The 19,028-nt window shown below is 51.7% G+C and carries 12 protein-coding genes and 1 tRNA gene; 5 read left to right on the forward strand and 8 right to left on the reverse strand.

Features of this window, described 5'->3' with window-relative positions:
- Positions 1–188: 188 nt before the first annotated feature.
- Both K3T82_RS03670 and K3T82_RS03675 read right to left on the reverse strand, forming a co-directional pair.
- Positions 189–1,301, reverse strand: coding sequence for an alanine racemase (locus K3T82_RS03670; protein WP_220192140.1), 1,113 nt, complete (start codon positions 1,299–1,301; stop codon positions 189–191).
- Between the two features lie 28 nt (positions 1,302–1,329).
- Positions 1,330–2,943 (reverse strand): N-acyl-D-amino-acid deacylase family protein, encoded by a 1,614-nt coding sequence (locus K3T82_RS03675; RefSeq protein WP_220192141.1) that lies wholly within the window; start codon positions 2,941–2,943, stop codon positions 1,330–1,332.
- Between the two features lie 382 nt (positions 2,944–3,325).
- Here K3T82_RS03675 and K3T82_RS03680 point away from each other — a divergent pair, with 382 nt between their 5' ends.
- Positions 3,326–5,083 (forward strand): ABC transporter ATP-binding protein, encoded by a 1,758-nt coding sequence (locus tag K3T82_RS03680; RefSeq protein WP_220192142.1) that lies wholly within the window; start codon positions 3,326–3,328, stop codon positions 5,081–5,083.
- Positions 5,083–6,855 (forward strand): ABC transporter ATP-binding protein, encoded by a 1,773-nt coding sequence (locus K3T82_RS03685; protein WP_220192143.1) that lies wholly within the window; start codon positions 5,083–5,085, stop codon positions 6,853–6,855. The genes K3T82_RS03680 and K3T82_RS03685 overlap by 1 nt, the downstream gene beginning before the upstream one ends.
- A gap of 65 nt (positions 6,856–6,920) precedes the next feature.
- Here the strand turns inward: K3T82_RS03685 and K3T82_RS03690 are convergent, their stop codons facing one another.
- The gene (locus K3T82_RS03690; RefSeq protein ID WP_220192144.1) at positions 6,921–7,466 is read right to left on the reverse strand and encodes a ribonuclease FAU-1 family protein; all 546 of its coding nucleotides are present in this window, start codon (positions 7,464–7,466) and stop codon (positions 6,921–6,923) included.
- Positions 7,467–7,755: 289 nt separating this feature from the next.
- Here K3T82_RS03690 and K3T82_RS03695 point away from each other — a divergent pair, with 289 nt between their 5' ends.
- Positions 7,756–9,264 carry an amidase gene (locus K3T82_RS03695; protein WP_220192145.1) on the forward strand — a complete coding sequence of 503 codons (1,509 nt, stop codon included), beginning with the start codon at positions 7,756–7,758 and terminating at the stop codon, positions 9,262–9,264.
- A gap of 192 nt (positions 9,265–9,456) precedes the next feature.
- Here K3T82_RS03695 and K3T82_RS03700 read toward each other — a convergent pair whose 3' ends face one another.
- Both K3T82_RS03700 and K3T82_RS03705 read right to left on the reverse strand, forming a co-directional pair.
- Positions 9,457–9,984 carry a YggT family protein gene (locus K3T82_RS03700; protein WP_220192146.1) on the reverse strand — a complete coding sequence of 176 codons (528 nt, stop codon included), beginning with the start codon at positions 9,982–9,984 and terminating at the stop codon, positions 9,457–9,459.
- Between the two features lie 584 nt (positions 9,985–10,568).
- The gene (locus K3T82_RS03705; protein WP_220192147.1) at positions 10,569–11,429 is read right to left on the reverse strand and encodes a polyphosphate kinase 2 family protein; all 861 of its coding nucleotides are present in this window, start codon (positions 11,427–11,429) and stop codon (positions 10,569–10,571) included.
- Positions 11,430–12,402: 973 nt separating this feature from the next.
- On the opposite strand from K3T82_RS03705, the gene K3T82_RS03710 reads away from it, so the two are divergent.
- Positions 12,403–13,332, forward strand: coding sequence for a LysR family transcriptional regulator (locus K3T82_RS03710; RefSeq protein ID WP_220192148.1), 930 nt, complete (start codon positions 12,403–12,405; stop codon positions 13,330–13,332).
- A 1,026-nt stretch (positions 13,333–14,358) separates the two neighbouring features.
- On the opposite strand, the gene K3T82_RS03715 is transcribed toward K3T82_RS03710, so the two are convergent.
- Both K3T82_RS03715 and K3T82_RS03720 read right to left on the reverse strand, forming a co-directional pair.
- Entirely contained in the window at positions 14,359–15,984 is a 1,626-nt protein-coding gene (locus K3T82_RS03715) for a hypothetical protein (RefSeq protein WP_220192149.1), read from the reverse strand.
- A gap of 160 nt (positions 15,985–16,144) precedes the next feature.
- Positions 16,145–16,855 (reverse strand): YczE/YyaS/YitT family protein, encoded by a 711-nt coding sequence (locus K3T82_RS03720; protein ID WP_220192150.1) that lies wholly within the window; start codon positions 16,853–16,855, stop codon positions 16,145–16,147.
- Between the two features lie 272 nt (positions 16,856–17,127).
- Between K3T82_RS03720 and K3T82_RS03725 the strand changes: the two genes are divergently transcribed.
- Positions 17,128–17,200: transfer RNA gene (locus K3T82_RS03725), tRNA-Ile, on the forward strand.
- Between the two features lie 65 nt (positions 17,201–17,265).
- Here the strand turns inward: K3T82_RS03725 and K3T82_RS03730 are convergent.
- Positions 17,266–18,912 carry a serine/threonine-protein kinase gene (locus K3T82_RS03730; RefSeq protein WP_220192151.1) on the reverse strand — a complete coding sequence of 549 codons (1,647 nt, stop codon included), beginning with the start codon at positions 18,910–18,912 and terminating at the stop codon, positions 17,266–17,268.
- Between the last annotated feature and the right edge of the window lie 116 nt (positions 18,913–19,028).

Here is a 19,028-nt window from a genome sequence, read left to right on the forward strand (position 1 = left end):
TTCTAGTCATTTCCAACCGTATTGTTCGCTCCCTGCGACACGATTTTAAGCCGAATTGGAGCATCTTTCATACCAGTAATCATACAACACGCACGGCACTCGGGAGCATTGCCTCTGCTGATTTCCTCTTCTCGTTCAGAAACTGATCAGTGTTCAGGCAAACGAAATAAGCCGCGCATCAGGCAAAGTTATTGCCGCTTACCACGGGCTACGATATTCCATGTTTCGCGCACTACGTCATTCTCTGTCACTAGAACCTCATCCGACAGGTTCACGGTTGTACACACGTGGTTGGGATAGAGTATCAGCCGATCGCCTATTGCTGGGGAGAAACCTGGGGCCAGGCGCACCGTACCATGCTCCTCATTCATACGTATCACTACTCCCTTCTCGCCATCCACCGTTACGCCGTAACCCTCCAATCCGGCACTCGCGGGAACGATATCACCACAGAACGTCTTTGATCCCGCGTCGATGATTGCCACATCTTCCGCTGGACGGCTAACCACTGTGGCAATGATCGAGAGGGCAATCTCATCAAGCTTGCTAGTCCCCACCTCCGTTGTCATACGATCAAAAAAGACATAGGTACCAGGGCGTACCTCGGTCACGCCGGGTACTCTGGCGGCGGCGGGCGTCGTCGGCGTTGAACCAACGCTCACCTCTTGAATGGGAATACCTACGCCCCGGAGCCGCTCAGCAAGGGCGACCATCAATTCCCCTTCCAGGCGGCCTAGCACCTCTGGATTCTTCGATGGCGCCTCAGGGAAAGAGGCTCCTCGGAACGTAAAGAGTCCATCCAACCTCAATCCGGGTGCGTCCAGCACCAGACGACACAACGCCTCCGCGCGCTCTTGAGAGACACCCGTTCTCCCTAAACCCGAATCAATTTCGACGCGTACCCATAATTCCACGCCTGCTTCAGCGGCAGCCATAGACAATTGGCGTATACCATACTCGCTCTCTACCCCTACAGATAGGCGACAGCGTTGCGCCAGCCTTGCCGCACGGCGCGCTTTCTCTTCCCCAATAACTGGATAAGCGATAAAAATATCTTTCACTCCCGCCTCGACAAAGACCTCAGCCTCACTTAGTTTAGCGGTAGTGATGCCAACCGCGCCCGCACGCAACTGCATCTCGGCGACTTCTTGCATCTTGTGCGTCTTGATATGAGGTCGTAAGCGCACGCCAGCAGCAATGGCAAGCTCAGCATAGCGTCGTATGTTCGCCTCCAAGCGCTGACGATCAACTAACAAGGCAGGGGTATCAACTTCCATCACTGGACGATTAATCATCGACATAAGCTCTCTCCTTCCATAACACTCGTACTTAGCACTCATCTCTCACACCTTGAGGCGTAAGCAGCAGACGTCCTGGTCTATTGGATATCTGCTGGCTTCCCTGTACTACCATCTGACCGGAGACGATGACCGCCTTTATCCCTTCAGGGTATGTTCGGGGCTCTTTATATGTTGCGGTATCAGTTATCGTTTCGGGATCAAAGAGAACAAGATCGGCGATGTTTCCCACTGCGATCTCTCCACGCACCCCTAATCCAAAGCGGTGTGCTGGCAAAGAAGTGACCTTCCGCACAGCCTCTTCCAGCGTAAGACTACCCATTTCACGCACGTAGCGGCGAAAATAGCGGGGAAAGGTACCATACAGGCGGGGGTGGGGCCGCCCACCCCGCACAGGAATGCCATCGGAGCCGATCATGGCAAAGGGAGCCTGGACCACCCGCTCTACGTCGCGCTCATCCATATGAAAAATGGTAATGGTAGCCTCGCCTTGCTCCTCCAGGATGATATGGAAGAAGGCCTCTTCAGGCGACTTCCCCAGAGCCTCCGCGACCTCCAACATGTTCAAGCCCTCTAGCGGTTTCAGGTCCTCCTGGTGTAACGCCGCCAGTAATACGCTATCCCAGCCATTTGCGCCAACCTGATTCTCCCAGCCCTCAATGCCATGCACAAGATCACGCGCGACCTGCTTCTGTATTTCCGGCTCACGCAGACGTCTAAGCATCTGCGCGATACCACCATCCAGTACCCAGGGTGGTAGCAATTGGGTAATCGTCGTCGAGCCCGCGTTGTAAGGGTAAACATCGACAGTGATATCCAGTCCACACCCGCGCGCTTCCGCGATCAGGTCCAGGGCTCTCTCTATACTACCCCAATTCTTACGCCCTGTAACCTTGAGATGGCTAATGTGCATCGCAACTTCTGCCCGCTCCGCGATTGCAAGCATCTCCGCCAGGGAAGCAAGCAATTGATCACCCTCACCACGCATATGCGAGGTCACTACCCCACCATAGCGTCCTACCACACGCGCCAACCTCACTAGCTCATCAGTTGGAGTGAACATCCCTGGAATATACATTAGCCCCAGGGAGAGGCCAGCCGAGCCAGCCTCCATCGCCTCGCGTACCAGGGATTCCTGTTGCTGTAACTCCTGCTCTGTAGGAGCACGCCGCTCGAAGCCCATCACCGCGACACGTACCGGTCCTTGCCCAATAAGGGGCCGTACATGTTGCGCCATCGGGATCTCACGCCATGCCTCATAGAGCTCAGATGTCAGGCGCCAATGCCAGGGCTGGGCATCATTCCCCAGAACTCCCACGGAGTAATCCTTCAACGCTTCCACATGCTCCGCTGCCAGAGGAGCCATGCTAAAGCCACAGTTGCCCGTGACAACTGTCGTTACTCCCTGCTGAATCTTCATGGGCACGCCTTCGCCCCGGAAAATTGCCAGATCATCATGTGTATGCGCATCAATAAATCCGGGCGCGACCACCAGCCCCTCCCCATCCAGCACCTCTTTAGCGTCAGGCGCGAGGCACGAACCCAGCGCGACAATACGCTCACCCACGATGCCAATATCGCCCCTATACGCCGTCTTCCCACTCCCATCAACGATCCGACCATTTACGATGCAGAGGTCATACATGTCTTCCCCCTTATGACATTGTCACTACCTCAGAACCCCGCCAGCGCGCCAGCGTGCTAGACAGCGCTCCCATTTATCATACCTCATATAAAAGCCACTAACCACACATCCCAAGGGACACAGAAGTCGAAATCCCATATGTAGGTACGGCGTTTTATCCCACACTGGGCATGCACCTGGAGGTTCAGAGAGAGGGAACAAGAGAATGTAATCAGCAAAAGAGGAGAGAAGAGAGGGTCAATGTAGTCTTATCCATAATGCATTATACCGTATATGTCAATAGATGCGCATCGTCCATTTGACCGATGTTTTATAAGCTTTTCCCGGGTATGCTCTACACGTCTCATGGGTAGATTCTCCCGCCAGGTCAAAGGAGATACGCATGCACATACCGCTTCACGCTTACATCCATTTACTGCGCACCTATCTAGCTCGTCAACGCCCACATGTTCTACTTCTAACACTCTTACTGCTGGCGACTATTGGACTGCAACTACTCAACCCTCGCATCTTGCAACTCTTAATCAATGGCGCGGTCAGTCAGGTTCCCCTATCTTCGTTGAGCATATTGGGGCTGCTCTTCCTCTTCATTGGGCTGGTATCACAGTTCTGTTCTGTGTTAGCGACCTATCTCAGCGAGAACATTGCCTGGCAGGCGACCAATAACTTGCGCGAAGATCTGGCCGAGCATTGCTTGAATCTAGACATGCCTTTCCACAATCAACATAACCCCGGCGAGATGATTTCGCGCCTCGATGGTGATGTAACCAGTCTGGCAAACTTCTTCTCACAGTTCGTCATTCGTGTGGTAGGAAACCTTCTCCTCCTGCTTGGTATCTTGCTTATACTTTTCATCTTGGATTGGCGGCTAGGGCTGGGGCTCACAGTCTATACACTGCTTGCCTTCCTGGTCATACAACGCACGCGCAATCTCGCCAGTGCCTCCCATCTGGCGAATAAAGAAGAGATGGCTCAATTCTATGGCTATATTGAAGAACGCCCGTCCTGTCTTGAGGACATACGTGCTCTAGGCGCGACTTCGTATATCTTGCTCGGCTTCTATGAACGCATCCGTAGCTGGCTCCACACCATACAGCGTCTGGGGCTACTCGATGGCTTACGCTTCGGCATTACATCGCTCACATTAGTAGGAGGGACCTTGCTCGCCCTGGCTCTGGGCGCATCACTCTTCGGCCTCAAGCTAACCAGCGCCGGTACATTGGTTATGCTCTTCTACTATGCAGAACTCCTACAATTACCACTGCTCCAGATTCTCGACCAGTTAAGCGATCTTCAAGATGCAAGCGCCAGTATTACGCGCGTGCAAACGCTTTTTAACGTCATCCCCCAGGTTATCGATGGCAAGCTTGAAACGCTTCCATCCAGCCCACTTTCTCTCACCTTCTCGGACGTCTCTTTCGCCTATGAGGGGCATGAGCCAGTCCTTCACAACATCAACTTCGCCCTTCCTGGTGGAAAGATACTCGGATTGCTTGGCCGTACTGGTAGCGGGAAGACGACCCTTGCTCGCCTCCTCCTGCGACTCTATGACCCTCAGAGCGGGACAATCAGCCTGGGCACACCCTCCACACCCACACTCGATCTGCGGGCGCTACGCCTATCTACCCTACGCAGCTCTGTTGCCCTGGTCACGCAGGATATTCAGCTCTTCCATGCCTCTCTACGCGACAATCTGACTTTCTTCGACCCCGAAATCTCTGATGAGCGACTACTCTGTGCTTTGCGTGAGACGGGTCTCGAAGAATGGTATCAGCATCTTTCAGATGGTCTCGACACGGTTCTTCAGGGGTATACTGGACTCTCGGCAGGGGAGGCGCAATTGCTGGCACTGACTCGCGTCTTCCTGCGCGATCCTTCGCTCGTTATCCTCGACGAAGCCTCCTCACGCCTGGATCTACCAACCGAGCACAAACTTGAACTGGCCCTGGATCGCTTATTAGTGGGCCGTACTGTCATCATCATTGCTCATCGCCTGACAACGCTGCGCCGGGCCGACTACTTGCTGATCCTGGAGAATGGATCTATTCGTGAGCAGGGCGAGCGCCAGAGCTTACTCAAGCGCTCTGATTCGTATTTCTCGCACTTGCTAAGCACTGGCATGGAGGAGGTTTTGGCCTGATGAAAACTCGATATCTGCTCTGGTCCTTAATCCGTTTCCGCTTCTGGGTCTATCTCTTGCTTATCGTAGGTTGGCTACTCACCTATACCATGCCTTTACTCGGCGGCGAGATGCTACGCCGCTTTATGGACAGCTTTACAAGCAATACAACACTCAGTTGGGGTAACGCGCTCCTGCTCTGGCTGCTCATCTCAGTCATTGGACCAGTGCTGCGCCCTTTGATCTTTTTCATTGAGCCATTGATGACTCAGGCAACGATTGCCCTACTAACCAAAAACATCCTGTTACGCCTTTTCGCGCTCCCGGCGGTCCAGGCACTTACCGTCGCAAGTGGCGATGCCGTGAGCCGCTTTCGCGATGATACGCGTGAAATCGGCGTCTTTCTCATCTGGTCAGCGGTTATTTTTGGCCGCCTTCTCTTCGCGTGCTGCGCTATCACAATCATGCTCAGCATCAATGCCCTGGTCACACTCATCGCACTACTCCCTATAGCCGCGATGCTTGTGCTCAATAGCGTCATGATGGGACGTATCCAGAGCTATCGTCAGGCTAGCCGTACTGCCACCAGCGAGGTAGCAACTGGTATCAGCAACATCTTCCAGGCAATTCAAGCCATCAAGGTTGCTACGGCAGAGGCATCGGTCATCGCGCACTTCCGTCGCCTCAACGAACGGCGGCGCCAGGTGGCACTCCGCGAGCGTATCTATGGGGAAGTGCTGCAATCCTTCTTTGCCAATACTCTCAATCTTGTCACTGGCCTGATTGTGCTCATTTCGGCTCAAATTATCGCCGCTGGTACGCTCAGCGTGGGAACATTCCTTCTATTTGTATTTTACGCGCAATTCCTGATGAACTGCTTCTCGGCCTTCGGCATGCTAATCGCGCGCTACCGCCAGGTCGCCACCTCCTTTGAGCGTCTGGGAACACTCCTCCAGGAAGCACCTCTCGCAGAATTGGTTGCTTCAAGCCAGACTTACCTCTCTGGCACTCTCCCATCTATCGAGCCAGTTACTATAACGCCCGCGACGCGCCTGAAGCAGCTTGAAGTCGTGAATCTTTCTTATCAATATCCCGGCACACTGCGCGGCATCAGCAACATTACCTTCCAGATCCAACCCGGCACACTTACCGTCATCACGGGAGGCATTGGTTCAGGCAAAACGACACTCCTGCGCGTTCTTTTAGGGCTTCTCCCTTGCAGTCAAGGTGAGATAATCTGGAACGAATTGTCCATCGAAGAACCCGCCGCGTTCCTGGTCCCACCCCGCTGCGCCTACACCCCACAACAGCCTCACCTCTTCAGCGGCTCCATTCGCGACAATATACTCCTGGGGCAGCCCTCAGATAAACAAAAGATCGAGCAGGCGCTCGATCACGCAATCCTGACACCAGATCTTATGACTATGCGCACAGGTGTCGAGACTATCATCGGTCCTCGCGGTGTGCGCCTTTCAGGTGGACAGATACAGCGCGTGGCAGCGGCGCGCATGTTCACACATCCGGCGGAACTACTACTCTTCGATGATCTCTCCAGCGCGCTCGATGTTGAAACCGAGCAGGCACTCTGGCAACGCCTCACGGGGAAACCAGATACCACCTTTCTGGCTGTCACGCAACGCCGCGCGCTTCTCCAACGCGCCGACAACGTACTTGTGCTCAAAGATGGCATGCTCATTGCTCAGGGAACGCATTCGGATCTGCTGGCAACATGCCCCGAGTTCCAGCGCCTCTGGCACGGCGAGAACCGCGCCTTTCAGGATGCGCAAGCGTAAAGTTTCTCCAATAAAAAGCAGGGGAGGATGGGTTTTGTATGTGCCAGCCCTCCCCTGCTTTCTCGTTATTTAGCCATATGCGCCAATAGCAGTTCCCGACAATGCGCTGCCACCAAAAGGGGCCCAAACGTTCCTTCTTCGAGCGCGGTCAGCAGATTGCTGGCTTCCTTCCAGGCCAGGTTATACTCCTCATCAGAAATCGCCCCCTGCCTGAGCGCCTCGTCTAGGTCATCCACATCAATCAATTCTATCTTGTCACCAGGGGTGAAGATGATGTCCAGGTAGAGGTCTTCATACCACATCTCGCCCCTGTCATCCATGTACGAGCGTTTACAAATATCGATATACCACTGCGTCACAACACCATCCTGATCATACATGACGGTGATGACGTGCCGCGCCCCCTGGGGAAACATTTGCAGCCAGTGATGCCCCTGGTCGGCCACACAAATCAAGCGGCCAGCATAAGGAACCCACAATGGTTCCAAGAACTCGTCCATACAAAATAGGCTCGCATGCCCACAAAAGGTCTCATGCTCCACTGGGATCAAGGCATACCGCCTCTTTTTGACACGCCGCCAATCACTTCTATCCGAGCGTTTGATCTTCATAGCGACCTACCCTCCTTCTCTCCTTACCTCGCGAATCTCTTCCTTAGCTTAGCACATCTGGTTAATGGCAAGCCATTCATGTGCCTGAGCACAGTCGCCTGAGATGCTCAGACATCGCACCACACAAACTCAGCCTGAAGTGGAACCATGTGGCGGCTAGCTTCGCCGCCTGTGCGGCGGCGTTGGCAAATACTTTTTAGAACAAGTTTCTAAGAACGTGATATACTCTCGAGAATTGCGCATATATATAGATAGACATCAATCAAATGTTTAGATAGAAAGGCATTGTATGCAACTGGAAGAGGCAACTATTGCCGAGCTACAGGCCGCGCTGAGCGCGGGAGAGATCACGGCACGTCAACTGGCTGAGCGCTATATCGAGCGCATTCACCAGCTTGACCATCAGGGACCCCATCTCAACTCGGTGCTCGAAATCAATCCTGACGCGCTCGATATAGCGGAGGCACTTGACCAGGAGCGGCACACCCAGGGTCCACGCGGCCCCTTGCACGGCATTCCAGTGCTCTTGAAGGAGAATATCGCCACCGATGACCGCATGGAAACCACTGCCGGTTCACTGGCTCTGCTTGGCTCACGTCCAGGTCAGGATGCCTCGGTCGTTCGCCAGCTCCGGAAGGCAGGGGCCGTTATTCTAGGGAAGACCAATCTCAGTGAATGGGCAAACTTCCGTTCAGATGCATCATCTAGCGGCTGGAGCGGACGTGGTGGGCAGACCCGCAATCCCTATGTGCTCGACCGAACTCCCTGTGGTTCCAGTTCTGGTTCTGGCACCTCTATTGCTGCCAATCTGGCCGCTGTAGCCCTGGGTACCGAAACCGACGGCTCTATCCTTTGCCCCTCCGCCGCATCTTCACTGGTTGGTATCAAACCTACCATTGGTCTCGTCAGTCGCGCGGGCATTGTGCCCATTGCCCACAGTCAGGATACTGCCGGACCTATGGCACGCACGGTCGCCGATGCCGCCACGCTCCTCACAGCTATCTCCATTCCCGACTCCCGCGATAGCGCCACCCGCACCAATCCTCACCCTCAACCCATAGACTATACAAAATTCCTGAATAGCGAGGGCTTGCGAGGTGCGCGTATCGGTGTCGCGCGCGAGGTATATTTCGGCTATAGCGCCAAAGCTGACGCCATTATCGAGAATGCGATACAGCGCTTACGCGACCTTGGCGCTGTTATTGTTGATCCAGCTAATATCCCAACTGCAAAACAGATGAATGAATCAGAAAATGAGATGATCGTTTTGCTGCATGAGTTCAAGGCTGATCTGAACCAGTATCTCTCTGAACTGCAAAGCAGCCCGGTACGCACCCTGGCAGATATCATCGCCTTCAACAAAGCCCATGCCGCCGAGGAGCTCACCTATTTCGGACAAGAACTTTTTCTCCGCGCGCAGGAGACAGCCGGGCTAGATGACCCCACCTACCTGCAAGCTCTGGCTGAAAACCAGCGCCTAGCACGCCAGGAGGGTATCGATGCCATTATGGATGAGCACAAGTTGGACGCGCTTGTCATGCCTACTGGCGCGCCTGCCTGGTGCATCGACGTGATTGACGGCGACCATCCCCTCGGTAGCAGTTCTCAACCCGCCGCCCTGGCAGGCTATCCCGCCATTACGGTCCCGACTGGCTTTACTTTCGAGCTGCCCGTCGGTCTAACCTTCATGGGACGCGCTTATAGTGAAGCCACACTGATCCGCCTCGCCTACGCCTTTGAGCAGGCTACGCGAGCGAGACATGCCCCTCGCTACCTCGATACCATCACGCTTTCCTAAGCAGCTAAAGAAGCGCCCCTTAACACACCAGGAACCAGCCACGTTAGCCTATAACGTGGCTGGCTCCTTTTTAGTTCTTGTATGACTACAGCGGCTTTCAGAAATCTTGAACCCGGCATACGTCGGCGCTGTGCTTCAGCTAACGCCGGGTTCACAGCTCTATCCTTCTGCCCTCAGCTATAGTTTCTCAGATTAGCGATTGGTTGGACCAAGCGCGACACGACTCAGCGCGACGAGACCCCAGGCCACCAGAGCATAGATCAGCATCGCAATCAAAGTCGAGATCTCAAAGACGCTCCCTGTACCAAAGCCAGGATCACTAAAAATCCCCTTGAATGGTCCCATAAAGACAAAGCTCAATTCGTAGAGCCCCTTCACAAACCCATTCGACTCATTTGCCGCCAGTAAACGGAAAATAAAGCGTAGCAGCAGAATAATCTCCAGCACCCCTAGGAGGAAGTATACTGCGGTCGCGACCCAGTACCGTGCTCTGGCTCGCTGCTGCTCTGGATTGACATATACTTCTTCGCGCCTCGCGACCTGGTCACGGTTCGGTCCCACATGGCGCTCTTGCTGGCTCTGCATATAACCACCTTCATTCGAGCGCGTGTAGACCCGCTCATCATATACAACAGGCTCAGTCTGTTCCTGATTCTGTTGATAACGCGGGTCAACCCCCTGCTGGTAACGTGGGTCATGCCCATAAGGCTGATTGCTCATGCTCTACACCTTACCTTTCCTAGATATGAGAACTGGTAGATGATTCCCACACGATAGATCTTTACGTTCTACCTCTCTGAACACCAACGCCGCTGGCACGACAACCGCTTACCCCCCATGCGGAGGGCAGAGCATATTCAGTTTTTTGTAAAAAGAGTTCGTGCTAGCCGCACTAGCAGAGTTAGTGTTCGCATAAGAACTTTATCATATCTTCTTTGTCATTTTCAATTATTATACTGATGGACACTCTTTAAGTGCCCACGACATACCATGCCACCATTTTCAAATGACTTAATATACTACCTTATCAGTAGTACGGATTATGCGTTTCAACCGACTCTATAACCAGGCTCCACCTTCATCCCTTCCGGACATCGCAAATAACCATCCTCATTCTCACCAAAGCTTCGACACCTACACAAAATATTTTGTCAGACCGACGATACTATTTATGTAGGTAAACCCTGCCAAGCCACATTCTTATGCCTCCTGGCGAAAGAGGGTAGCTTGGCTGTTGGGCCAGTGATTATACTGGCCCTCTTGTCCCAATCTCGGCAAAATTTTACGCGTTCGTCTCCACAGGCTTATTTTCGGATCTTACTTTCATAGCTTTGCTCTGCATGTATCTGCTTGAGAGCCACCAGTTCCTTCTCACCACGTGCTAGCAAATCCTTACGCCATTCATCCTTGTACTGCTGCATGGTCTCCACTAGAGTCTGGGCAATCGCCATATTGCGATACCACTTGTGATTGGCTGGCACGATATACCAGGGCGCGCTTTCAGTACTACATTTGCTTAGCGCGTCTTCATATGCCTCCTGGTAATCGTCCCAATAGGCTCGCTCCTTCCAATCTCCCACATTCAACTTCCACGACTTCTCTGGCTCGTCCTCACGCGCACGTAGTCGCTTAGCCTGCTCATCCTTACTAATATGTAGAAAAAACTTCAGTATGATGGTTCCACTATCAGCCAATAGTTCCTCAAAGGCATTGATACTCTGGTAGCGCTTCTGCCATTTTTTCTCTGGCACCAAATTATGAACCCGTACGACGAGCACATCCTCGTAATGTGAACGATTAAAGACGCCAAAGACCCCCAGTGGAGGTGTGTGCTGATGAATACGCCAGAGAAAGTCATGCTGTAACTCTTCCAATGATGGTTCTTTAAAAGAGTGCACCGTGCAGCCCTGGGGATTGACTGCGCTCAAGACATGGCGGATAGTTCCATCCTTGCCACTGGTATCCATTCCTTGCAAAATCATCAACAAGCTGTTCTTCTGAGCCGCTGTCATCAACTCTTGCAATTCGCCCAGTTCCTTGCTGAGCTTCTGCAACTGCTCTTCTGCCACATCACGCTCGATATGGTCGTCTCTATATTCTGGGCTATAGTCCTTGAGCTTTACCTTACTGCTCTCTTTGACCTTCCACAAAAACTGCTTACTCATCGACCTGACTCCCTCCTGTACAAACAACTTCAATTACATTATCCTTAACACGCTCCGCGCAGACATATTGTCGCACTTGGGTGGCTTCCCATCCTGTCAGATAGAAGTTTCTCTTAGGTCTAACTCCTCTAATCGAAGCAATATCTCTGGTAATTCAGCGAGACTCCCAATACAGGCACCGGAATCACAGCATGGCGTGGGCAAGCGAGAAACATGGATCGTGCGCGTTCCCATCAGGCGCGCCCAATGGAGCGCATCAAGGCTATCATCCACAACCACAGCTGAAGCAGGGTCAACCTCGGAGTCCTCGAAGAGACGCTTATAGTATTCGGGTCCATTTTAGCCTCGCGCCATGCTTCGTGTGTGCCTCCTAGTAGTGGCACAAAAAATCAGCTACTTCGCGCTGCCACTGAGGGCCACGCAGAGTGTTATTATTCATCACGCCGCCATCATCAAGAAATACGATCACATGTGCCACGCTCATTCCCCTTCTCTTTTACGCCATTTTCTTAATAGCAGCTTCCCTTGTTTTTCACAAATAACAACGCTGCCGCCAACAAAGGGAGTATACGCGATTTACGTCCCTCTATCAACGGCAGCGTTCAATCCTGATGTAGACACATCAATACAACAGCATATCATTCAGCTAGTGGCTGACGGTGCCAGTAGGATGCGCACCGCTTCCACTCAAGACTCTCTAACGTCTCACGGCTATTGATTCCCCAGCGTAACGCTGCAATACTGAGAACAACAAACACTAGTAGAATAAGCATGGCTTCCATTTGTTTTCTGACCTTTCCCGCATATGTGCGGATCTAATAATTTTCTCTTGCTTTAAGTTTAATATAATGTTATTATCAAGTCAATGAAACGAATTTGATCGTTTCCATCGAAAAAATCGATAACAGCCTGCCAGAAAACCTGAGCATAGTAGCGCCAGCCGCCTAGGTTTTCCCGAGTGAAGAGGATGTATATGGATATACGCCAATTGACCACCTTCCGTATGCTAGCTCATACCTTGAGCTTTAGCCGCACGGCCCAGACTCTCAACTATGTTCAGTCGAGTGTGACCACGCAAATTCAGGGGCTTGAGGAAGAACTTGGGGTAAAGCTCTTTGATCGACTAGGCAAACGCGTTATCTTAACCGAAGCTGGAAGAAAGCTTCTCCATTACGCTGAGAAGATTTTGGGCCTGGTAGATGAGGCACGCCATACGCTCATGGAGGATGAGAACCTCTCGGGTTCCATATGCATCAGCGCGCCCGAGTCGCTCTGTACATATCGCCTACCCAGCGTAATCCAGCAGTTTCACGCTCGCTTCCCTCATTCACGTTTGGTCTTCCGCCCCACTCAAGATCAGCTCAAAAGCCTCAGTGAGGGAGAAGTGGATGTCGCCTTTGTGCTCGATGAGCCAGTTCGTTCGACGGCTTTTGAGGTTGAATCCCTGGGCTATGAAACGCTCCTGATGCTCGCAGCCCCCCGGCATCCCCTGGCAGCCATAGAACATATCCAGTCCCAGGATATCCAGGGCGAGCAGTTCTTACTCACAGAAAAGGGTTGCATGTATCGCAATGTCTTTGAACGTGAGTTGCGTATAGCGGGCATCGACGCTGTTACCGATCTGGAATTCACCAGCGTTGAAGCAATTAAGCAATGCACGATGTCGGGCATGGGCATTACCTTCCTTCCACGCCTGACGGTAGAGGCAGAGCTAGCTCAAGGTCAACTTGCCGCTTTGCAGTGGGAAGGACATGACTTTCAAATTCTCCACCAGATGCTCTGGCATAAGGAGAAATGGCTCTCACCCACAACCCGTGCCTTTCTGGAAGTGGCACGCGAGATGCTCACTCAAGAGCATTTTCAGCATATGACTCCAGACCTCCCGCTAGCCGCGTCCTTCTAAGCCTCCCCACTCATCAGGGGTATACTATCTATAAGTACAGGCTGAAGCGCTGAGCCTGTGTCAGACTCACTACACTCAATCTCTCCAAGCCAGAATTCTGAGCATCTCAAATCCAGGACCGTTCACATTCTCTCACTTTTACTTGACCCTATATCTCAAATCCGCGACCGTTCACATTCTCTTACCTTACTCCTTATCCGAAAACCTGAGTGCGTCAGCGCTAGTCGCGACCCCCATACGGGGGCACGGCAGCGCGTTGGTTTTCGCATAAGACCTTAGTGCCACACACTCGTATATTCAGCCCCACAATCCGTTTCCAGAACTATTCACATTCACGTCACCTCTCCACTTTCCCTCGACGCAACATTTCGATTACAGGACCGTTCACATTCGCATGCCTCTCACACTCTCCTGACTCGGCATCCCAATTCCACAATCGTTCACATTCTCTTCTCGTTCAGCATTACAATTCCACAATCGTTCACAATCCCTGGACTTGCAAAAATGCTCTTTGATATTCATCGTAAAGGGTGCAATACACAACCCCTCAACAGGTGGGTAGCATTTGAGATGCTCCTCAATTTCCTGGACCGCTACCCTTGACGCCTGTATTAGGCTATGCTAATATCTTATTGTGGAACTCGGGAATCCTTCCCCAAAAACGATTATGATATGACCCGTTGATAGGGCCAGCCACAATCAGAAAGCAATAGTGCAAGAGGAGCCTGAAGGCATGAAGCAGCTACATCATGAAAAGACTTGCGCGCTTTGTAGCGCATCACTAGGTTGGTGGAATACCCAAACCTGTATTAAATGTGGACATACCCTATGTGGTCGCCACGCATGCAAGAAGCGTCGGCTCCATAGCTCTGTTCTCTCAGCTTATTGCTCTCACTGCTTGCACGAAGAAGAAGCGAAATCCACCTCGGTAGCTTACCAGGCAGTACAACGCCAGCACGCTCACGTCTAAGCAGACATCGCTTCTTAATTTAAATCTGTTTCAAGCCCATTTCGGTGTGAAGGATATCACTCGCTTTTCGGGGCATCCATAAGCGCGTGTAGACGGGAGGCAGCCTCTCCACGTGTGATCTTTAACTCCAGTAACGCATCAAGTATCTCCTCCACAGTCGTCAGTTGAAGTGATACCTGCTCCTCGGCAACTGGCTCCTCATGCGCACCTTTATTTTCCGCCCCCACTTCAATACGTGGAACTTCAGCTTTGGCCGAATGCTCACGACCCTTGAAGAGGTGCTCACGTAAAGCTGGTAGCAGGTAAATGCCCACTAACACCAGCCCGATTATGAGTGTCGCCAATCCACCTTGGACCATTTGCTGCCAATTATTGGCAGCCGACCCAAGAGACGCGGTAATACCAACATACAACGCCATCGCCAGGCCAATAGCCCCTGTGATGACGCCTGCCCCCAAAAGCACCAGGACAAAGCCCCGGCGTGGTCCCAAAGCCAACTCTCCGTTCGACCTATATTGGCGGCGCAAAAACCAATCGAGAGCTATGTACCCGACACCAGTAACAGCCAGCGCTAGCGATGTAAGCCATTCAATTCTATCTGGTCTCGTCGTAATCGGGAACCATGTTTGCAGACCATCATATAATAATCTGCCTGCTCCTACCCAGAAAAAGGCCGCTGCAATACCACCCACAATAGCCACAACGGTCAATCCAAGCTGGCGAGCTTGTAGTAATTGCTGTCGCACCGTGCCACGCAGGAGCCAGAGATACACGGCAAGCACTATACAGCCCAGGATCAACGAAGAGAAAAAATCCAGATCACCAGAGGAACCTATAATATGCTCGACACCTATTTGCTCACCAGAAAGCATCCTAAAGAGCCAGGTGAGCACCAACCATATGCCATCAAGAAAGGCCGCAGCCCCAAATGCAAGCCCCAAACCATGAAAGATGAGGCGCGTCGCTAACGAACGATCCTGATAGGTCATCCAACCATACCAGATCCAGGCACCAGCCACCCAGACCAGGGCAATTGCAAGCCAGATCGAATTACCAACAGAACACTGATAGCAATAGGTATTCTGAGTCAAACCGCCAAAAAACCATAGGTCAATCAACCTTCTGACATATCGTAGCAAAAAGAAGAACACGATCATCGTCAGAAGCAACACCACTTGCGTACCAAAGAAGTGAATGCGCTGGAATACCAGAGCTACCCCTGAAAGTTCCTTTGTACGACGGCTCTCTAAAGCCACAAGTACAGCTAATAATAAGAATGAGAGCGCGCTTGCTAGCAGACTCGACACATTAGGGGAGGCTGATGTTCCAAGTATGGCAAAGGTCGTGCCCAACAGAGGAACACCAATAACGACTCCAATTCCTTGCAAGGTATGCAGGAAGAATGCACGGATTGGACTATTATATGCCTGCTCATCTTGCTTCATATCGCGACGGAGAAGCCAATAATGCAAGCCACCCAATACGCCACTAATCAGAAACGCAATACAGGCAAAACTGATCGATTGCACCAGTTGAGCCTGCCCCGGAGCGCTGCTATATTGCCCACGAAGCGGAGTAAAAGAAGCAAGAGTTGAGATCAGCGTACCAAAAGCGGTGAGTGCGAATATAAGCAATGCGCTACAAACGCTATAAAGGTAAAAACGATAAAGGCTTCGTACCATAAGAAGCTTACCCCCCTCAAAATGATACCCAATGAATGTATGTTACAAGCTCAGGTCAGGAATCATAAACAGGCCATCATGCTCTGCGTGAAAAATGCTGCTTGAATATTCCAGATAGTAGCATACATCCTGCCATCACAGGAGGGATGGGTCACATGTCCTATTTTTTGCTTATTAGTTGGGACATTGCCTCCCCTGATTCAGCTCGTTCTTGTTGAGGTTGCACTTGAGGAGCGCGAACGAGTTCGCCGATCTTTCTCAGCACATAGAAACTGCCCTCGACTGCTGGTCCAATCCCACCAGCAAAGATTAAGGTGCCAAAGCCGACAGTCCCTCCCAGCAGGAAACCTATCACCAGTACACACACTTCTATAGAAACACGTACAATAGCCAAGCGAAGCTTCGTGCGCTGATGCAAATACAACATCAAACTATCGCGAGGACCAGCCCCCATCCGAGGAGTAATATAAAAAGCGGTTCCCAACCCGATCACCCCTACTCCAGCGACATTTACAAGCAAGCGCCAGAACAGGCCCGCGTCCCCAAGGTCTGGAACTACATTCAAGCGTAGAAAGAGATCGACCAGACTTCCAATAAGAAGCATATTTAAGACCGTACCAACACCAGGGTAGACTCTAAAGAACAGGCATAGCACAATCAGGAGCGCCCCAATGGCGATATTGGCAGTACCAAAGGAGAGCGGAGTATGGCGACTAATACCCTGATGGAGTACATCCCAGGGATCGAGCCCCAAACCAGAGCGAAAGGTTAATACAATTCCAAGCGCATACAGCGCCAGGCCCACGCATACACAGAGCAAGCGGAGCACATATCTCCACGATAAAAATGTGCGCCAGGGTATCTGAAGCATAAAAGTATCCATTCTCTATACCAACCACAGCAATATATCACTACATAGAGAATAGAGAATACATATCATACTCGCAACCGCCAATCCATGGGGGCCGCTATCAGCCAATGCAAACGCACCGAACCACTATTGGTCTTCAGCTGTGAAGGTCTTACGAAAAAAAGAAGCGCCGCGCCGCGCTTCTTTTTTTCGTAAGACCTTCACAAGGCTCGATTTTTGCCTGTTTGCCCCTTTTCAAGACGCGTGAGATGTGTTATAATCCTCTGGTGTTTGGGCCCATAGCTCAGCGGTTAGAGCAGTCCGCTCATAACGGATTGGTCGCTGGTTCGATCCCAGCTGGGCCCACTTGTTTACCTCCCACCAAATGCCATTTCACACCTCTCTTTAATGCAAAGCTCCTTTGGCTCTTATTAACAGTTCCCGAGAGTATGCCAGGTAATCGGCCCGACCTGACCATCAACCTCTATATGCTGAAGTGTCTGCCAGCGTTTCACAGCATACTCGGTCCTTGAGCCAAATTCCCCATCAACGTCGAGCACTTTCCCGTCCTGATCTTTCATCCCGCGAGCATTCAGCTCTTGCTGCAAGACCTTGACCCAGCTACCTGTACTCCCGTTTTGAACCTGAGGTGGGCACACAGGCTTGGGAGTGGGGGTCGGCTTCGGCTTTTGGGTGGGAACAGGGGTTGGGCGCGGAGGCGAGGTTGGTGTAGGTTGCATTACTGGTCGCGTAGTAGGTTTAGCTGTTGGTGTAGCGGTTTTGACCGAGGATGAGTCACTCCTAGAATGTATCCTGGCAATCGAAGTTGGTTTATCCTCTGGCTGCCCCTGCTGGACGGCAGTGGGTATAACGGAAACCTTGACACGCTGGACAGAGCGCACAAAGAACATACTTGAGGCAATAATCAAAAGCACTAAAGCAACAGTTCCAATAGCGAGGAATTGCTTTCGCTGACCCCGTGGGGCCTGCACCATAATGGATGTTTGCGAAAGAGTTGTAAGAGCAGGGGGTGCAGCCTGAGACGGCACCAGCGCATAGATAGGACGAGCTGCCTCTTCCTCCACAGGAAATATATCCGTTGGTTCTGGTATTTCTTGTTCCGGAATCTTAAAAATATCGTCTGCTGGTAGGGGAAATATCTCTCGGCTCGCACTTAAGGTAGCTAGTTCTTCCTCATCAGGAAAGATCTTTGTCATAAGCGCGATAGTTGGCATAGGAGCCGTTGGAGTTTGCTCAGGATAGCTGACCGCCTTTAAAGCGGTCGCAAACTCTTGTACACCCCTAAAACGCTGATCAGGGTCACTTGCGAGTGCCCGCAAGATCACTTGCTCCACCTCGAGAGAGAGGTCTGGAACCTGTTCACGTAAGGAAGGGGGTATTAGCTCTTCCTGGGTTGCAGGTACTGTTACCATCCCCGGAAATGGGCACCTCCCGCAGAGCAACTCATAAATAATCACCGCAAGCGCATACTGATCGCTGGCAAAGCCAGGCTCACCTAGAGACTGCTCAGGCGCGGTATACGGAATCACACGTTCCAGATCACTCAACGTACTGTCAGAATTAAATTTGCTTCCAATACTAGGGATTGAAAAGTCACTCAGCAGAACCATGCCATTGTTATTCAGCAGCAAGTTCTCTGGTCGAAGATTGCCATGTACCAGTTGCAGATCGTGAGCGTACTGGAGAGCGGAAGCGATGGGGACAAGATGCTTGAGAATATCCAAAAGAGGCACCTGCAAGCCCCTGGTATGGCGCTTGCGGAAACTCCCACGTGCGGCATATTCCATAACCAGAAACGGAAGGCTGCTTTCCCCCACTCCTGCATCCAACAACGCTGCAATATGAGGATGCTCCAATTGGCGTGAATGGACCTCACTTAGAAAACGTTGCCGATCTTGCGCCTGGGTAAGATATACATTAAAGACCTTGACCGCAGCCTGCGTTTGATGCTGAACATGCTGTCCCAGGTAAACGTCCCCATATCTTCCTCCACCAATCCAGCGAATTAAGCGATAATCCCCATATTGCTGATTTAGAAGATCTTGATGTTTTGTCACCTGTCTCTATTCCCACCCCTCGGGGCTCAATACATTCAATCACTATAAAATACGAATATAAATATATTGTATGCAGTAAAAACCGCATAGGTCAATAAGCATAGGAGATATTGGAT

The sequence above is a fragment of the Ktedonospora formicarum genome (genome assembly GCF_016587355.1).
Classification (GTDB): Bacteria; Chloroflexota; Ktedonobacteria; order Ktedonobacterales; family Ktedonobacteraceae; genus Ktedonobacter; species Ktedonobacter formicarum.

Coding starts and splice junctions, on each gene's coding strand:
- K3T82_RS03710 (WP_220192148.1), top strand. CDS start 12,403: ATGGATATACGCCAATTGACCACCTTCCGTATGCTAGCTCATACCTTG.
- K3T82_RS03695 (WP_220192145.1), top strand. CDS start 7,756: ATGCAACTGGAAGAGGCAACTATTGCCGAGCTACAGGCCGCGCTGAGC.
- K3T82_RS03675 (WP_220192141.1), bottom strand. CDS start 2,943: ATGTATGACCTCTGCATCGTAAATGGTCGGATCGTTGATGGGAGTGGG.
- K3T82_RS03715 (WP_220192149.1), bottom strand. CDS start 15,984: ATGGTACGAAGCCTTTATCGTTTTTACCTTTATAGCGTTTGTAGCGCA.
- K3T82_RS03720 (WP_220192150.1), bottom strand. CDS start 16,855: ATGCTTCAGATACCCTGGCGCACATTTTTATCGTGGAGATATGTGCTC.
- K3T82_RS03685 (WP_220192143.1), top strand. CDS start 5,083: ATGAAAACTCGATATCTGCTCTGGTCCTTAATCCGTTTCCGCTTCTGG.
- K3T82_RS03690 (WP_220192144.1), bottom strand. CDS start 7,466: ATGAAGATCAAACGCTCGGATAGAAGTGATTGGCGGCGTGTCAAAAAG.
- K3T82_RS03705 (WP_220192147.1), bottom strand. CDS start 11,429: ATGAGTAAGCAGTTTTTGTGGAAGGTCAAAGAGAGCAGTAAGGTAAAG.
- K3T82_RS03670 (WP_220192140.1), bottom strand. CDS start 1,301: ATGTCGATGATTAATCGTCCAGTGATGGAAGTTGATACCCCTGCCTTG.
- K3T82_RS03700 (WP_220192146.1), bottom strand. CDS start 9,984: ATGAGCAATCAGCCTTATGGGCATGACCCACGTTACCAGCAGGGGGTT.
- K3T82_RS03680 (WP_220192142.1), top strand. CDS start 3,326: ATGCACATACCGCTTCACGCTTACATCCATTTACTGCGCACCTATCTA.